This is a genomic window from Corallococcus sp. BB11-1 (assembly GCF_026626625.1).
Classification (GTDB): domain Bacteria; phylum Myxococcota; class Myxococcia; order Myxococcales; family Myxococcaceae; genus Corallococcus; species Corallococcus soli.
This window is the reverse complement of sequence record NZ_JAPNJY010000002.1, coordinates 216,617-231,951: the sequence shown is the minus strand read 5'-3', so window position 1 is coordinate 231,951 and position 15,335 is coordinate 216,617. Positions and strand designations below refer to the sequence as shown.

General features: G+C 70.9%; 12 protein-coding genes. 4 read left to right on the top strand and 8 right to left on the bottom strand.

The features are described 5' to 3' along the window. Positions 1 to 14 precede the first annotated feature (14 nt). Together OV207_RS04795 and OV207_RS04790 are read right to left on the bottom strand one after the other, a co-directional pair. On the bottom strand, positions 15 to 956 hold the full coding sequence (locus tag OV207_RS04795; protein ID WP_267553002.1) for a hypothetical protein: 942 nt from the start codon (positions 954 to 956) through the stop codon (positions 15 to 17). Positions 957 to 1,143: 187 nt separating this feature from the next. Continuing rightward, the gene (locus OV207_RS04790) at positions 1,144 to 3,489 is read right to left on the bottom strand and encodes an immune inhibitor A domain-containing protein (RefSeq protein WP_267553001.1); all 2,346 of its coding nucleotides are present in this window, start codon (positions 3,487 to 3,489) and stop codon (positions 1,144 to 1,146) included. Positions 3,490 to 3,682: 193 nt separating this feature from the next. On the opposite strand from OV207_RS04790, the gene OV207_RS04785 reads away from it, so the two are divergent. The 3 genes from OV207_RS04785 (at position 3,683) to OV207_RS04775 (ending at position 9,090) form a co-directional block, all read left to right on the top strand. Further along, complete coding sequence (locus tag OV207_RS04785) at positions 3,683 to 6,352, top strand: phosphoenolpyruvate carboxylase (RefSeq protein ID WP_267553000.1); 2,670 nt, start codon at positions 3,683 to 3,685, stop codon at positions 6,350 to 6,352. Between the two features lie 37 nt (positions 6,353 to 6,389). Then, positions 6,390 to 7,112 carry a hypothetical protein gene (locus tag OV207_RS04780; protein WP_267552999.1) on the top strand — a complete coding sequence of 241 codons (723 nt, stop codon included), beginning with the start codon at positions 6,390 to 6,392 and terminating at the stop codon, positions 7,110 to 7,112. An 85-nt stretch (positions 7,113 to 7,197) separates the two neighbouring features. After that, positions 7,198 to 9,090 carry a CotH kinase family protein gene (locus tag OV207_RS04775; RefSeq protein ID WP_267552998.1) on the top strand — a complete coding sequence of 631 codons (1,893 nt, stop codon included), beginning with the start codon at positions 7,198 to 7,200 and terminating at the stop codon, positions 9,088 to 9,090. On the opposite strand, the gene OV207_RS04770 is transcribed toward OV207_RS04775, so the two are convergent. The 3 genes from OV207_RS04770 to OV207_RS04760 form a co-directional block, all read right to left on the bottom strand. Next, positions 9,087 to 9,452: a DUF2845 domain-containing protein gene (locus tag OV207_RS04770; protein WP_267552996.1), complete on the bottom strand. Its 366-nt coding sequence runs from the start codon at positions 9,450 to 9,452 to the stop codon at positions 9,087 to 9,089. The genes OV207_RS04775 and OV207_RS04770 overlap by 4 nt on opposite strands. 109 nt (positions 9,453 to 9,561) lie before the next feature. Beyond that, positions 9,562 to 10,824 (bottom strand): SGNH/GDSL hydrolase family protein, encoded by a 1,263-nt coding sequence (locus tag OV207_RS04765; RefSeq protein ID WP_267552994.1) that lies wholly within the window; start codon positions 10,822 to 10,824, stop codon positions 9,562 to 9,564. Between the two features lie 235 nt (positions 10,825 to 11,059). Then, the gene (locus OV207_RS04760) at positions 11,060 to 11,950 is read right to left on the bottom strand and encodes a hypothetical protein (RefSeq protein WP_193428730.1); all 891 of its coding nucleotides are present in this window, start codon (positions 11,948 to 11,950) and stop codon (positions 11,060 to 11,062) included. A gap of 127 nt (positions 11,951 to 12,077) precedes the next feature. Here OV207_RS04760 and OV207_RS04755 point away from each other — a divergent pair, with 127 nt between their 5' ends. After that, the gene (locus OV207_RS04755; protein WP_193428731.1) at positions 12,078 to 12,434 is read left to right on the top strand and encodes a TIGR02266 family protein; all 357 of its coding nucleotides are present in this window, start codon (positions 12,078 to 12,080) and stop codon (positions 12,432 to 12,434) included. A gap of 97 nt (positions 12,435 to 12,531) precedes the next feature. On the opposite strand, the gene OV207_RS04750 is transcribed toward OV207_RS04755, so the two are convergent. The 3 genes from OV207_RS04750 to OV207_RS04740 form a co-directional block, all read right to left on the bottom strand. Further along, positions 12,532 to 13,023 (bottom strand): GNAT family N-acetyltransferase, encoded by a 492-nt coding sequence (locus OV207_RS04750; RefSeq protein WP_120532907.1) that lies wholly within the window; start codon positions 13,021 to 13,023, stop codon positions 12,532 to 12,534. A gap of 107 nt (positions 13,024 to 13,130) precedes the next feature. Beyond that, positions 13,131 to 14,186: an alpha-ketoacid dehydrogenase subunit beta gene (locus tag OV207_RS04745; RefSeq protein WP_267552988.1), complete on the bottom strand. Its 1,056-nt coding sequence runs from the start codon at positions 14,184 to 14,186 to the stop codon at positions 13,131 to 13,133. A 2-nt stretch (positions 14,187 to 14,188) separates the two neighbouring features. After that, positions 14,189 to 15,196, bottom strand: coding sequence for a thiamine pyrophosphate-dependent dehydrogenase E1 component subunit alpha (locus tag OV207_RS04740; protein ID WP_193428733.1), 1,008 nt, complete (start codon positions 15,194 to 15,196; stop codon positions 14,189 to 14,191). Positions 15,197 to 15,335 lie beyond the last annotated feature (139 nt).

Here is a 15,335-nt window from a genome sequence, read left to right as displayed (position 1 = left end):
GAGGGCCGTGGGGCCTACGACGGCTCGGGCTCCGGCGCCTTCTTGAACATCTCCGCGAGGATGCGCTCCGCCGCGTCCGCGAGCAGGTCCCGGGCCATGCGCGTCTCCTCGCCGAAGATGCCGCTGGATGTCCGCGCGTCCAGGACGTGCGTCGCGAGCAGCGAGAACGCGGCCGCCTCGTCGAACGTGGCCTCCGATGACAGGACGCGCTTGCCCGGGTGCTGGTTCTCCTCGTGGAAGCGGCCCTCCCAGTGCTCTCCCAGGGTGAGGGTGAAGTACTGCGTCGCCACGTTGCCGGGCCGCGACATGTGCGAGGCGGCGACCACCGCCCGGAGCTGCTCGCGCTCGTCCGGCGTCATCTGGCGCTTCCACGCCTCCACGGAGGCGTGCATGGTCTCAATCTGGTCCCTCGCCGCGTCCTCCGCGTTCTTCAGCAGGTCCGGCACCTGGGCGTGGATGAACGTGGCCAGGTCCTCCCGCGCCACGCGGCCCGCGCGGAGCACGTCGTCCACGAGCGCGAGCGAGGCGTCCAGCACGCGGTGCTGCCGGCCCAGGGCCTCGGCCGGAAGTCCCCGGGCCTCGAAGCCGTCGCGCGAGGCGGTGATGAGCCCGCGCAGGGTGCGAAGGCGGGCGCGGGTGTCCTCATCCAGCGCCTCCGGCTGCTGCGCGAGCAGCACGTAGAGCGCGAGCGGGACGTGGGTGACGACCTTGTACGCGTGGTAGCGCCGCGTGCGCGCGGGGGCCTCGAAGCGCTGGCCTCCCTTGCGCAGGATGAGCACGTCGTCGATCTGCGCGATGACCGGCCCCATGCGCGACAGCACCGCGTCGCGGCGCGCGGCGTATGCGTCCCGGAACGCCTGGTTGAGCTGTGAGAGCGGATCCGCGGGCTCCAGCGCCACGGCGCGCGCGACCTCGGAGGGCGGTTCGGGGGGAGGGGAGGGGGAGGCGGGATCCATGGGGCACTCGGCCATGGCGCGCACGCTAGCGGCCCCGGTCGCCCCTTCCGTGGGGACCTCCGCGCGGGTGTCGGGATTCCTGCAACCGCGCGCCGCGCCCCGTCCGTGATGCGACGAAGGCCGGCCCCGCGACGACGCGGGACCGGCCTCCGGGTTCAGCGGTTCAACGCTCCAACCGGTGACGGCTTCAGTCGACCGGGCGGACCTGGACCTGCATCACGGTCCCGGCCTTGTTCTCGCTCAGGACCTCGATGATGGTGCCCGTCTTCGGGACCTTCACGCCGGCGTACGGCTGCGTGGCGGACCAGAACTCGTTCAGGTCGTTGAACACCGGCACCGCGGGCTGCGAGGGGTACTCGCTGCGCGGGAAGCCGTTGGGCTTGAGCGACAGCGGGAAGCTGGGCTGCAGGCCGAACGTCGCGTCGTGCGTCTGCACGCGGCCGGACCAGTAGCGGCCGTCGCTGCGCTGCAGGGGCTGCGGGCGCGAGTCGATGGGCAGGATGCGGCCCTCACCCGGGTGCACGGACACGCGGTTGTCGGGCACGGACGTGTCCCAGTAGGTGATGAGCAGGCCGGGGTTGTACGAATAGCGCTCGGCGTAGTCGCCGAGGCCGTCCGCGCTGAAGCCGTAGTTGTACGGCCCCGTCTCCAGGCCCGCGTCATAGCCGCGGAACTGCCGCCACTCGGCGATGTAGTAGTTGTCGTAGAACGTCTGGTTGCCGTCGTTCAGGAAGAACGTGGCCTGATCCCAGTACTTGTCGCCGTTCTCCGCGTCGTCGCCGAAGACGTACTTGTTCTTCGCCCAGAGCTGGAAGCCGTCCACCAGGAAGCCCCGGCCGAACTCCGCGCCGTCCGTCTTGTAGCGGATCTTCAGCGTGACCTTCTTGCCCGCGTGGGCGGACAGGTCGAACGACAGCGGCACCCAGCCGTCGGACAGGCCGGTGATGCCGTTGCCCAGGTTGTTGCCCCACGGGTTCGTGGTGCGGCTCACCGGGCTGGGCAGGTTGACGAACGGGCCGTCCTCCACCGCGAGCGCGACGTAGGCGTAGTCCCAGTCCTCCTCGATGTCGAACCACGTGGAGAACGTGAACGTGATGGGCGTCTTGTTCGGCAGCTTCACCGTCTTGACGAGCACGCGGTCCAGGTTGTTGGCCGCGCCGCCCTGCCAGGAGAACTGCCCTTCGATGGGGGGCGTCGTGACCTGCGGGCGGGGCTTCGTGGGCAGGTTCACCACCAGCGCCTGCTTCGCGTTCTTGGACGTCACGCCCGAGGGGCCCAGCTTGTGGTACGAGTACAGGCCGTGCGTCGTGGTGGCGTGGTCCAGCCAGCCCAGTTGCAGCTTGTCCCAGGCGAAGAAGTCACCCGGCCGGCTGCCGATGTCCGTGGTGCCGTCGTTCAGGTACGAGCCCGAGGACATGATGCTCCAGAAGCCCGTCCCGTTGTCCGCCGCGTTCGTCGTGTCGTAGTGGTCCGGCAGGCCCAGGTCGTGGCCGTACTCGTGCGCGAACACGCCCAGTCCGCCGTTCTCCGGCTGGATGGTGTAGTCGCCCACCCACTTGTCCACGTTCGGCGCGAAGCGGGTGCCGCCGTTCGGGTTGTACGCGGGGCCGGGGCCGTCCGCGCTCAGGCCCGTGCTGTAGGCGAACCAGCGGTGGCTCCAGATGGCGTTGGGGCCCTGGTCGCCGCCGCCCGTCTCCTCGCCCACGCCCGCGTGGACGATCTGGAAGTGGTCGATGTAGCCGTCCGGCTCGTCGAAGTTGCCGTCGCCGTCGTGGTCATACCGGTCCCACGTGTCGAACGTGTCCAGGTACGCCTTGATCTCCGCGGGCGTCTTGCCGGCGGCCACCTGGCCCTGCGTCCACACCTTGATGGCGTCGCTGATGAGCGGCCACACGGAGTTGGAGCAGCTGGAGGAGCCGCACAGGTTGTTGCCGTAGCGCGCGGAGTTGTACGGCACGCGCACCCACTCGGACACCGCGCCGTTGACGGTGTAGCGGCCCGACGACGCGGCCTTGTAGAAGTTCGCCACCGAGTCCGCGCCCGGCGTCGAGTCGAAGTAGAGCCGCTCGTAGTGCGCGCGGTCGTAGTCCGGCTGCCAGATGGTGGTGTTGTCCACCGTCCGGTCCGGCTGGGCAATCACGTTGTGCAGCGGCCCGGGCACGTCACCGCCGGGGTTCGTCACGGGGTTGCCGAACACCGGGTGGATCTGCGTCCCGTACTCCACCAGGATGACGAAGATGCGGTCCGTGCGCTCCAGCTCCAGCTCCACGAACTTGCCGTTGCCCAGCTTGTGCACCCGGCCCGCCTGAGCGCTGCCTTCAATGCGCTCCTTCAGGGCCTGGGCCTTGAGCTCCTTCTGCTGCTCGCCCAACCGGTGCGGCAGGTCGTCGGACACGTCCACGGCCTGCTTGCGCAGGGACGTGGACGGCGGCGCGATGTCGGGTTGCGGCTTCTCGTACCACGCGCGCTCCGCGTACGCCGACGGGGCGATCGCGAGCAGGCTCCAGGCAAGCCATGACGGGGGTTTCCGCATTGCCACTCCAGTTTGGAAGGATCCCAGTGAGGTCCGGGATGACCGAGGTTTTAGTGGAAGCCATGGGATGATGGGAAGACCGGGAGGTTAAAAAATTCCCACAAGGACGGACCAGGTCTCCGTCTTCCGGCGGGCAGAAAGCGAAGAATGGGTAGGTGGCGCTCCGCGTCGAGGGACTACGTTTCGGGTCGCTATGGCGCGTACACGTCCCGTGGATCCCCCGCTGCGGCGGGATGTCCGGCTCTTGGGCCGGCTCTTGGGAGAAGTCCTGGTCGAACAGGAGGGGCAGGCCCTGTTCGACAAGGAAGAAGAGGTGCGCCACCTGGCCATCCAGCGGCGGCGTGGGCCGGTGGCGGGCCGGCGCGCGGCGGCGGCGGAGCTGGCGGCCGTGCTGCGGCGGCTGCCGTCGGAGCAGGTGGAGCCGGTGCTGCGCGCCTTCTCCGTGTACTTCCAGCTGGTGAACCTGGCGGAGCAGCACCACCGGCTGCGCCGCGCGCGGGCCCACGCGAGCCCCACCTCCACCCGGCCCCAGCGGGGGTCGCTGGAGGCGTCGTTGCTGGCGTTGAAGGCCGCGGGCGTGAGCTCGGAGAAGGTGCGCGAGACGCTGGGGACGTTGAAGGTGACGCTGACGTTCACCGCGCACCCGACCCAGGCGGTGCGCAGGACGCTGCTGGAGAAGCTGTACCGGCTGGCGCGGCTGTTGGAAGAGCGGGACCGCGTGGCGCTGACCCCGCGCGAGTCCGCCGCCAACCTGCTGTCCATGCGCGAGGAGATCACCGCGCTCTGGCAGACGGACGAGCTGCGCCGCGAGCGCCCCACCGTGGGTGACGAGGTGAAGAACGTCCACTGGTACGTGGAGGAGATGCTGTCGGAGCCGGTGGCCCGGCTGCCGGAGGCGCTGGACTGGGCCTTCGAGCGCGCCTACGGCGAGCCGCTGGGCGCGCTGGACACCCCCGTGCGCATCCACTCGTGGGTGGGCGGGGACATGGACGGCAACCCGCTGGTGACGCCGGAGGTGTTCGCGGACACGCTGCGCGCGCACCGCGCCCGGGGCCTGCGGCTGTTCCTGCGGGACGTGGAGCGCCTGGGCGGGATGCTGTCCCAGTCGGAGCGGCACGCGCGGCCCACGCAGGAGTTGGAGCGGTCGCTGGAGGAGGACGCGAAGGCGCTGCCGGAGGTGGCGAAGCAGCAGGGCCCCCGCACGTCGGGTGAGCCGTGGCGCCGCAAGCTGCGCTTCATGGAGGAGCGCCTGTCGCTGGCGCTCGAGCACGTCGTGGCCCGGCGCGAAGGCCGGCCCTCCCAGCTCGCGCCCCAGGCGTACCGTTCCCCGGAGGCGCTGGGGGACGACCTGGCGGTGCTGGAGCGGTCGCTCTTCGCGGCCCGCGCCGAACAGGGGGGCCTGCGCGAGGTGCGCCGCATGTCCGAGCGCGTGCGCGCGCTGGGCCTGGGCCTGGGCGAGCTGGAGGTGCGCGCGCCGGCCGAGGACGCGGTGAGCGCGGCGGCCTCCTTCAACGGCGGGCCCGCGCCCACGGAGGGTGGCGCCCGGCTGATGGCGGTGCTGGAGAGGCTGCGCGAAGGCCAGGACGAGGGCGGCGAGTCCGTCTGCCGCACGCTCATCCTCTCCATGGCCTCCACCGCGGACGACGTGCTGGCGGCGTTCCAGTGCCTCAAGCACGCGGGCCTCTGGGACGAGGAGCGCCAGTGCGCCACCGTGGACGTGGCGCCCCTGTTCGAACAGCTGGGCGCGCTGGACGCGGGGCCCCAGGTGCTGCGCACGCTGTTCGCGCACGCGGAGTACCGCCAGCACCTGAAGGGCCGGGGCGTGCAGGAGGTGATGGTGGGCTACAGCGACTCCGGCAAGGAGGTGGGCCTGCTGGCCGCGAGCGCCGCGCTGTACCGCGCGCAGGTGGCGCTCACCCACGTGGCGGACGAGCACGAGGTGCCCCTGCGCCTGTTCCACGGCCGGGGTGAGACGGTGGCGCGCGGCGGCGGTCCCGCCCAGACGGCCATCCTCGCGCTGCCGCCGGGCACGGTGGCCGGGGCCTACAAGGCCACCGAACAGGGCGAGGCGATGGACCACAAGTACGCCCGTCCGGAGCTGGCGCAGCGCACGCTGGAGCTGGTGGTGGGCGGCGTGCTGCTGCACACGCTGGATGCGCAGCCGCGCCCGTCCCCCGAGGACGAGACGGCGTTCCGTGCCGCGTTCGACCAGCTGGCGGAGGAGGGCCGCAAGGAATACCGCGCGCTGGTGTGGGACGACCCGCGCTTCGTGGAGTTCTTCATGACGGGCACGCCGGTGGAGGAGATCTCCGCGCTGCCCATCGGTTCGCGCCCCAGCAAGCGCAAGGCGGGCGGGCTGGACACGCTGCGCGCCATTCCGTGGAGCTTCGCCTGGACGCAGACGCGCGCCATCGTCCCGGCCTGGTACGGCGTGGGCACCGCGCTGGAGACGTACGCGGCCACGCCCGAGGGCGCGGCGCTCCTGCAGCGCATGTACAAGGAGTGGCCCTTCTTCCACGCGGTCATCGACAACGTGACCATGGTGCTGGCGAAGACGGACATGGCCATCGCGGCGCGGTACGCGAAGCTGGCCCCCGCGTCCACGCGGCCCCTGTGGCTGCGCATCCAGCAGGAGCACGCCCGCACGCGCCGCGCGGTGAAGACGCTGACGGGGGAGGGGAAGCTGCTGGACAACAACCCGCAGCTGCAGCGGAGCATCGCGCTGCGCAACCCCTACGTGGACCCCATGTCCTTCCTCCAGGTGGAGCTGCTCAAGCGCAAGCGGGAGGGGGACGCGGCGTGTGACAGGCCGCTGCTGCTGGCCCTCAACGGCATCGCGGCGGGGATGCGGAACACCGGTTAGAGAAGAGCCCTACTCAAGCCAGTCAGGAGCGCGTGGGATGGCCCAGGAGACGTTCACCGTGGAGGAGATCAACCCGAAGCACGGCTTCGCGCGCCTGCGCCCGGAGGCCGGGGAGGGGCTGCTCCACACCGCCCTCTATCCGGAGCCGGAGTTCACGAACGCGCCGCCCTTCCAGCTGCGCCAGGGGGACCGGGTGACGGGCCAGCGCCGGGGGCAGACGGTGTCGGAGGTGTCCTGGGTGACGCGCGTGGAGCCGCCCTGGGAGGAGGTGGAGCGCGTGGCGGAGCTGCTCGCGCTGCTGGAGCGCTGGGAGATCCGCGTCCCCTTCGAGGCCCGGCTCCTCGCCGAGCACGCCTGGCGCGACAGCCGGGAGAACCCCCTGCGCGACGAGCTCCAGGCGCAGCTGCCCACCTTCTTCGACCTCGAGGGCGCCCACCCCTTCGAGGACCCGTCCCTGCTGGAGCGCCTGTCGGCCGCCATGCAGCCGTACCTGCCGGGCTTCTCCGTGCAGCCGGTGCAGGGGCAGCCCGCGGTGCGCGTGGAGCCCGGCGCCGTGGAGGTCACCGCGGGCGTGGGGAGCTGGGACATCCCGCAGCCCACCTTCGCCCCGATGATCGCGGAGGTGAACGCCCGGCTCGCCGCCGTCCAGGCCCCGGTGCGCTGGGTGCCCACCCGCGAGGACTGGATGCTCGCGCCCCCCGCGCTGGCCGCGCTCCTCCAGAAGCACGGCCTGCTCGAAGGCACCGCCATCCCTGCCTGAAGGCCCTGGCGGGTGGAGCTGCTGTCGCGCTGTGTCATAGGACGGTGTGAGGTCAAACGATTGTTTGATAGAGGAAGGAGACACCATGGGTCTCCGCCACCTCGCCTCCGTCTTCGTAGGTTTCTTCGTCCTCCTTGGGGCTGCCTGCGGGCCCGAGCCGGAGCGCCGGCTGGAAGAGGCGGTGCTGCCCGCGCGTCCGTTCGTCTCCATCGACGGGCAGGAGCCGGTTCAGCAGCGCCTGTTCGGCTCGGTGTCGAGCGACGTGGGCGTGCCCCGGGTGGAGGTCTATGAGGACGGGCACTTCCTGGGCTTCGCCGACGTGGAGGCTGGCCGTTGGAGCCTGCCGTGGTGGCCGGGCCGGCGCGCGTTGAGCCTGGAGGTCGTGGCGAAGCATCCGCTGGGCGGCACGGCGCGGGCGCGCGTGGACTTCCAGCACCTGGCGTTCGACGCGAGGCCCGGGCTCTACCACCCGGAGACGCTGCTGGCGCTGCCCACGGCGCGGGGCGTGCGGACGTACTTCACGCGGGACGGCTCCACGCCCACGCCCGCGTCGCCGCTCTACACCGGCCCCATCGCGCTCTTCGCCCGCGCCAGTCCGCCCGTGACGTGGGCCTTCGTTCCCACGACGCCCGCCACCGCGCTGGAGGGCTTGCGGTGGGGCGCGCCCCAGGAGGAGGTCCCCCAGGCCTCGGTGGTGCGCTTCCGGCAGTACGTGGGCGCGGAGCCGGTGGGGCCGGTGCGCACGCGCACGTTCCTCATCGGGCGGGCGCCGTACACGCTGCCGGTGCTGTCGCTCGTCACCGACGCGGCGAACTTCTTCGCTTCGGACCTGGGCATCTACGTCCCCGGCCTCGTGTTCGAGGCGAGCCCGGAGGAGCCATGGGTGGGCAACTACACGCAGGACGGCAAGGCGTGGGAGCGCCCCGTCCACGTGGAGTGGTTCGAGACCACGGGCGCGCGCGTGCTCGCGCAGGACGCGGGCGTGCGCATCCACGGCTCCGGCAGCGCGGTGCTGCCACAGAAGGGCCTGCGGCTGTACGCCAGGGAGGAGTACGGCCCGAAGACGTTCGCGGGCCCGGTGTTTCCCGGCTCGTCGGTGACGGACTTCACGCGGCTGCTGGTGCGCGCGTCCGGGCAGGACCAGGGACAGGCGCGGCTGCGCGACTGCGCCCTGCAGGGCCTGCTCGCGCAGACGCGGCTGGCGCTCCAGGCCTGCCGTCCCACGCTCGTGTTCCTCGACGGCGAATACTGGGGCCTGCACGAGCTGCGCGAGCGCTACGACGAGTACTACCTCGCCTCCCACCACGGCGTGGACCGCAAGAAGGTCGTCATCCTGGAGCGCGACGGCGAGCTGGACGTGGGGGAGGACGGGGACGCCCAGCCCTACCTGGAGCTGCTCGACTATGTGCGGACGCATGACCTGGCGGTGCCGGAGCACTACGCCCACGTGGAGGCGCGCATCGACGTGGAGGACTTCATCGACTACCAGGTGGCCCAGCTCTACCTGGGCAACCAGGACTGGCCCCAGAACAACGTGAAGTTCTGGCGGTTGCGCACGGGCGCGCCGGAGGCCCCCCACGGGAAGGATGGACGCTGGCGCTGGCTCGTGTACGACCTGGACTACGCGCTCCGCCCGGAGCCCGCCTTCGACAGCCTGGGGCGCGTGCTGGAGGACCCCTCGCTGGAGTCGTCGACCGTCCTGCTGCGGCGGCTGCTCCAGTCACCGGGGTTCAAGGCCCGGTTCGTCGAGCGCTTCCTCTGGCACCTGGAGCACACCTTCGCCCCGGAGCGGGTGGTGGCGTACGTGGACGCGGTGGCGGAGCAACTGGCGCCGGAGATGCCCGCGCACGTGGCGCGCTGGCTCCAGCCGGCCTCCGTGGAGGGGTGGCGCGTGAACGTCGAGGAGCTGCGTGAAACGGCGCGTCAGCGGCCGGCGTTCATGCGCCAGTACCTGGCCCGGTACCTGGGGCCGCTCTAGCGGTTCGTCTTCTCGGGGAGTTCGGTGCCGTAGCTGCCGCTGCGCACGTCCACCAGCCGGCCGTCGCGGAAGATGGCGACCTGCATGAGCCGGTGGGGGCCGAAGTTGTAGGTCCACTCCTCGACGGTGGAGGTGGTCCCCACCTCCACGGTGCGCTCCTCGGTGGGGCTCCGCTGCCTGTACCGGTCGCTGACGTACTCCGTGCGGGTGCGCTTCGACATGGGCTCGCCGCACTTGATCAGCGCGTCGTCGGTGGAGGCCCCCTCGGACACGAGCTTGTTTTCGCAGCGCAGGGACGACGCATGGACGAGCGAGGGCAGGGCGAGGCAGGCGACGACGAGGCTTGCGGACAGGGCACGCATGGAGGCTCCGGGAGGGACGCGGTACAGGGGGTTGCGTTCGGACGCGCGGACCCCGAACCTATTCAAACCCGCCCCGTCGTTTCCAGCCGCGGCGCGCCGCCCCGGGGTACTACAGGCCGCCCTTCGCCTTGAGCACGCGCACCACCTCGGCGGCCATCACCCGGTGGCCCTCCTCGGACGGGTGGATGCCGTCCACCTCCAGGCCGTCCAGGAACAGGTGCACGTTGCCCGGCTGGCGCGTCACCGCCTCCAGGTCGATGACCTCCGCGCGCGTCTGGGCACGGAGCCACGCGTTGAACTCCAGGCGCTGCGACTTCACCGCTTCGTAGCTGCCGTAGTTCGTCTTCTCCTTGGGCAGCAGCGTGCTCACCCACAGGCGGCACCGGGGCTGGAGCTGATCGAACAGCTGCGTCATCCGCTGCTCCAGCTTCGCCTGCGTCATGCCCTCCGAGGCCAGGTCGTTGGTGCCCAGCAGCACGATGCAGTCGGTGAAGCCCTGCATCGCGAGCACCTCCTGCGGCAACTGGAGGTTGGCGTCCCAGAAGCCCTGGCCGGACGCCCCCGAGTTCACCACCGGCACCCCGAGCGCTTGCTCCACCAGGGCCGGCCACGCGTTGCGCGTGTCGTTCTTCGTGTCCATGTAGCCTTCGGTGATGCTGTCGCCGATGGCCACGAACGCCCGGCCCGGCGCGCCCTCCACGTCCACCGTCGCCACGGCCTGCGCGAACTCCCACGGCTGTCCGCCCAGCGCGCCCTGCGTCGTCGCGTACGCACCGGAGCGCGCGAAGCTGCCCGGGAATGCCTCGATGCGGCTCTGGGCCAGCTCGCCCCGGACCTCGAAGGAGATCGCCACCTCGTCCCGGAACCCCACCGGGAACGCCACCGGATCCGACGTCACCAGCGAGCGCGTGCTCGCGGTGAAGCCCGGCTGGCCATTGAAGGTGAGGGCCACCGGCGCGGAGGCCAGCGCTCCGTTTTCGCCCGCCTTCGCCACGGTGGCCCGCTGCAGCGTCATGCTGCCGTTGCCCGAACGGAAGGTGACGCGCACCCGGCTGCCCGCGCGCCCCACGGGGACGCGCAGGCGGTAGGTGGTGAGGCTCCCCACGGAGTTGTTTTCACGCAGCGCCTGGTGGAAGCCCGGCTGGAACGCGATGGCCGGAGGCGCCACGGGCGGGGTGCCCTGCACCTTGCGGTCGTCATGCAGCGTCAACGTGGGGGCCGCCTCCACGGCTGGCGCCGGCGCGGTGACCTCCGCGTCGGTGCTGCCGGATGCGCCGGTCGGCTCCAGCCCCGGCTCCTCCACGCCGCCACAGCCCATCATCAGGCCCAGGGCACCCACCCAGCCAAAGCGCAGCGCCTTCGTCAGACCCATGCCCACAACCCTCCCGGCGCAAGACAATGTGCACGACCTCGCTTCCTGGCGACCGGAGGATTCACGGAACGCGCCAATCCGCCGGGAGCCCCGAGCGGCCCGCGCTGGGAAACGGCCCGGGACGACTTCCACCGCAAGGGGCGAAGGCCGGGCCACCCGGACGGGGAGGCTCCCCTGGAGGGCCGGGAACCTGCCCCCCCTGGGAAAACCCTTCACCCTCCACCTTCGGCCCTCCTCAGGGCACGCAGGCGCCGACGTCGCCGTTGTTGGCGATGGCCCGGCAGGTGCCGTTCGGGCAGGCGGGCGAACCCGAAGGCAGGCGGCACAGCGTCCGGCACGTGCCCACGCCGTCGGACACCGCGCAAGTGCTGCCCGGTGAACACTGGTTGCTGAACTCGCACGGGCTGCCCGGCGTCAGCGTGCCGCTGCCCGCGCACACCGGGCCGTTGGTCGCGGGATAGCAGCCCAGCGGACCCTGGCAGTCCTGGGCGAACGCATCACACCCCGCGGACGGCGGGCCGCACACCAGCGGAAGCTCGTCCGTGCCGGGCAGGCGCAGCACGGTGTTGCAGTCCCCGGAGGCGCAGTCGGAGGTCGCGTGGCACAGCTTGCGGCAGAAGAAGCCGGTGCCGCCGTCGGCGAGCACGTCGTTCTTGCAGAACAGGCCCGCCGCGCACGAGTCGTAGCGCTGCCCCGCGGGCGCGTCCGCCGCCAGCGTGCACGCCGCGCCCTCCGTGGCGGTGCCCGCGCTGACGCACTGGCGCTGCGTGTCCCCGCCCTCCAGCGTCACGTACGTGCACCGCTGCCCGGCCGGGCAGCCCTCCTGGCGCACCGGATCACACGCGCCCGGGAAGCACCGGCTGCCCGTGCCGCCATCCGCCAGGTCCGTGTACAGACAGTCCTCTGCCGCCGCGCACCCGTCCTGCTTCACCACGTTGCAGGTGAAGTCCGAACGGCCCGTGCCGCCATCCCCCGGGTCCACGGTCCCGGAATCTCCGGCATCGACCCCGGAATCCACGGTAGTCCCCGCATCCGCCGGGGGGCGGATCGTCTCACCATCGTCGCAGCCCGCCGCCCACAGCCCCAGCAACAGGGCACCACCCAACAACACGAGACGTGAAGACATCCGGAAACTCCTGGCGTGGAAGTAGTCTGGGACTTACACGAGCCGTTCCACCTCACGGGGCCCCTTGAACCGGGCCTGGAAACCAGCCGACACTTCCCGTTTCAGGACCGAGGGGGTCAGGGTGCGCATGAACACGAAGTTGGATGGGCCAGTGGAGCCAGACCCGTACTTGAACCGCCGCGCCGAGGAGCGCGTGGCGGCCCGGTTCGAGGTGCGTTTCGAGCAGGCGGAGGACGCGGCGCGCGCGCTGCGGGCGTACTCGCTCAATCTGTCCGCCGGTGGACTGTGCCTGCGCACGCGCAAGGCCTACGACGTGGGGTCGCAGGTGCGGCTGGCCATGGTGGTGGACGGCGAGGAGTTCCACCTCACCGGCGTCATCGCCTGGGTGCGCGACGAGGCGGAGGCCATCGGCGTGCGCTTCATCGACGTGAGCGAAGAGGACCACGAGCGCCTGCGCCGGGTCATCGCGAGCTTCAAGCGCTGAAGGCCCTGCTCGCGGCCCACCCACCGCACCGGGAGTCCGGGGCGCCCGCGAATCGGGCGGCCCGCTCCGTGAGCGAGGGCAGGGCGCGAGGCCGTGACTAGCGCTGCGTCTCGCTCTCGGCGTGGCGGAACACGCCGGAGTCGCCCTCGACGTAGCCGCACGCCTTGTAGAAGGCGCGCGTCTCGTCGGTGACGTTGAGCGGGGCGATGAGCTGGAGCTGCTTGACGCTCAGCACCTTGCCCCGCTGCGCCACCTGCGCGAGCAGCGCGCGGCCCACGCCCCGGCGCCGCCAGCCCTCGGACACGACGAGCTCGTCCACGGTGGCCACGCGTCCGCGCAGCCGCAGCTGCGGACGGTGGGAGAAGGACACCATGCCCACCGCGCGGTCCTGCGGGTCGCCGGCCACGAAGATCTCAATCTCCGGATGGCTGATGACCCAGTGCACGGTCTGCTGGTCGGTGCCCTGCGGGTAGCCCAGCTCGCGCAGGAGCAGCGCCATGACCTCGGCGTCGCCTCGACGCGCGCGGCGGATGCGGAAGGCGTTGGCGTCGGGGGCGGGGGTCATGGTGCGGACGATGGGCTGGGACAAGGCATCCGTGATTCTAACGACAGGGCCGTCGGACCTCCAAAGAGGAACGACGGCCCTTTGACGACTTCACGTACGAAAGCAGGGACGCCCGGTGTGGGCAGGCCCGCTCAGGGCTGTTCGCCGGCCAGTGAGCGGATGGCGGAGGTGATGTCCGCCTGCTGCGGCACCGACGCCATCTCCAGCGCGTCCGCCAGGCCGATGCCCGGGATGAACTTGCCGGCCACCAGCCGGGGCGGCGCGAGCAGGGAGTAGAACAGCTCCTCCACCGTGCGCCGGACCAGGTGCTCGCCGAAGTTCGTGACCTCCGTGTCCTCGTTCACGAACAGGACGCGGCCCGTCTTCTGGATGGACGCCTTGATGAGCTCCCAGTCGTAGGGCCACAGCGAGCGCAGGTCGATGACCTCCACGCTGAAGCCGTCCTCCTTGAGCTGATCGGCGGCCTTCGCGCACAGGGGCAGGGTGCGGCCGTAGCTGACCACGGTGACCTGGGTGCCCTCGCGCACCACCTTGCCCTTGCCGATGGGCACGGAGAACGCCTCCAGCGTCGGCCACTGGGGCTTCCACTGCGAGCGGTCCCCCAGCGGCGCGTCGATGAGCTTCGACAGTGCGCGGTCGTCGTCGGGCTCGCCCGGGATGCGCTCGTCGCCCTTGACGCGCAGCAGCGCCTTGGGCTCCAGGAACATGACGGGGTTCGGGTCCTGGCACGCGGAGATGAGCAGCCCGTACGCGTCCAGCGGCGTGGAGGGCATCACCACCTTCCAGCCGGGGATGTGGGTCATCGTCGCGTCGAAGGAATGCGAGTGGTACATGGACCCGCGGATGCCGCTGCCCACCGGCGTGCGCACCACCATGGGCAGGTTCCAGTCACCGTTCGTCGCCCAGTGCGTGTTGCCCGCGATCTTCAGCAGGTCGATGGTGTTGTAGATGTAGTCGCAGAACTGGATCTCCGCGACCGGGCGGTTGCCGGCCATCGCCAGGCCCATGGCCGCGCCGATGATGCCGCGCTCGTCCAGGGGGCTGTTCCACGCCGTCTTCAGGCCCTGCGTGCAGGTGAAGACGCCGCCCAGCGGGGCGCCCACGTCCTCGCCGAAGATGTCGGTGACGCCCAGGTTCTCCTCGGCGTAGTGAAGGGCCATGCGGATGGCCTGTGCCATGTTCGCCATGGTTATTTCTTCTCCGCGTAGATGTGGTCCCAGATGCTGTCGCCAGAGGGTTGCGGTTCATCCCGCACAGTGCGCGCCGCCGCCGCCAGCTCCTCGCTGTAGCGGTTGCGCACCTCCTCCATCTGCTCCCGGCTGAGGACGCCTTCCTGCTCCAGGCGGGCCTCGAACAGGCGCAGGCAGTCCTGCTCCTCGTTGACGAAGTTCGCGCCGGACGCGGACGAATGCCCGTACAGGCGCGACACCCGCGCTTCGATGAAGTACGGCTTGCGCTCCTTGCGCACGTACTCCATCGCCGTCTGGAGCTCCTGGTAGGACTCCACCGGATCATTCCCGTTGATGGTCTTCGCCGGGATGTTGAAGGCGCGCGCGCGGTCGCTGATGTTCGTCTCGCCGTGCTGGCCGTCGGCGGTGGTGGAGATGCCCCACTTGTTGTTGGTGACGATGATCAGGATGGGCAGCGGGTTGGCGGGGCGGCTGCTCCACACCAGGCAGGTGGGGAAGTCACCCTCGGCCGTGCCCGCGTCGCCGCCGGTGACGATGGTGATGGCATCGCCGCCGTGGCGCTTCTGGGCCATCGCCGTGCCCGGCGCGATGGAGTACTGCACCTCGATGGGCGACGTGATGGGCGCGATGTTCTTCGAGCGCCGCGTGAAGTGGCCCGCGAAGTTGCGGCCGCCGGAGTAGGGGTCCGTGGCGGTGTTCTTCATCTGCCGCAGCGCCCCGATGGGCTCCTCGCCCATGGCCAGCAGCGTCGCGGACTGGCGGTAGTGCGCGTGCAGGTAGTCGTAGTCCAGGCCCTCGCCCACCTTCATGAGCATGCCCAGGGGGACGTTGAACGCCTCCTCACCGGGGCCGCCAATCCAGAAGTAGCCGTGGCCCTGCTTGTACATCTGGATGAGGCGCTCCTCGAGGACGCGCGCCTTCACCATCAGGTCGTGGATGCGGATGAGCTGCTCTCGGGCGAGCGAAAGCGGCGCGGAGTTTTCTTTGATCAGCCGGGGCCGTGACACGCGCGGAGGACCTCGAAAAAGGGGAAAGGGAAGGCCCCTATACTCCGAACGCGGCCCTCCGACTCAAGGACCTGCGTGCAACGGTGTTCTCCGCCCCCCGTTCAGCCCCCGGTGGCGCGACGCGGCAATGAGCACAACT

Excerpts from the sequence above, each read along its gene's own strand:
- OV207_RS04795 (WP_267553002.1), bottom strand. The coding sequence starts at position 956 with ATGGATCCCGCCTCCCCCTCCCCTCCCCCCGAACCGCCCTCCGAGGTC.
- OV207_RS04790 (WP_267553001.1), bottom strand. The coding sequence starts at position 3,489 with ATGCGGAAACCCCCGTCATGGCTTGCCTGGAGCCTGCTCGCGATCGCC.
- OV207_RS04785 (WP_267553000.1), top strand. The coding sequence starts at position 3,683 with ATGGCGCGTACACGTCCCGTGGATCCCCCGCTGCGGCGGGATGTCCGG.
- OV207_RS04780 (WP_267552999.1), top strand. The coding sequence starts at position 6,390 with ATGGCCCAGGAGACGTTCACCGTGGAGGAGATCAACCCGAAGCACGGC.
- OV207_RS04775 (WP_267552998.1), top strand. The coding sequence starts at position 7,198 with ATGGGTCTCCGCCACCTCGCCTCCGTCTTCGTAGGTTTCTTCGTCCTC.
- OV207_RS04770 (WP_267552996.1), bottom strand. The coding sequence starts at position 9,452 with ATGCGTGCCCTGTCCGCAAGCCTCGTCGTCGCCTGCCTCGCCCTGCCC.
- OV207_RS04765 (WP_267552994.1), bottom strand. The coding sequence starts at position 10,824 with ATGGGTCTGACGAAGGCGCTGCGCTTTGGCTGGGTGGGTGCCCTGGGC.
- OV207_RS04760 (WP_193428730.1), bottom strand. The coding sequence starts at position 11,950 with ATGTCTTCACGTCTCGTGTTGTTGGGTGGTGCCCTGTTGCTGGGGCTG.
- OV207_RS04755 (WP_193428731.1), top strand. The coding sequence starts at position 12,078 with ATGAACACGAAGTTGGATGGGCCAGTGGAGCCAGACCCGTACTTGAAC.
- OV207_RS04745 (WP_267552988.1), bottom strand. The coding sequence starts at position 14,186 with ATGGCGAACATGGCACAGGCCATCCGCATGGCCCTTCACTACGCCGAG.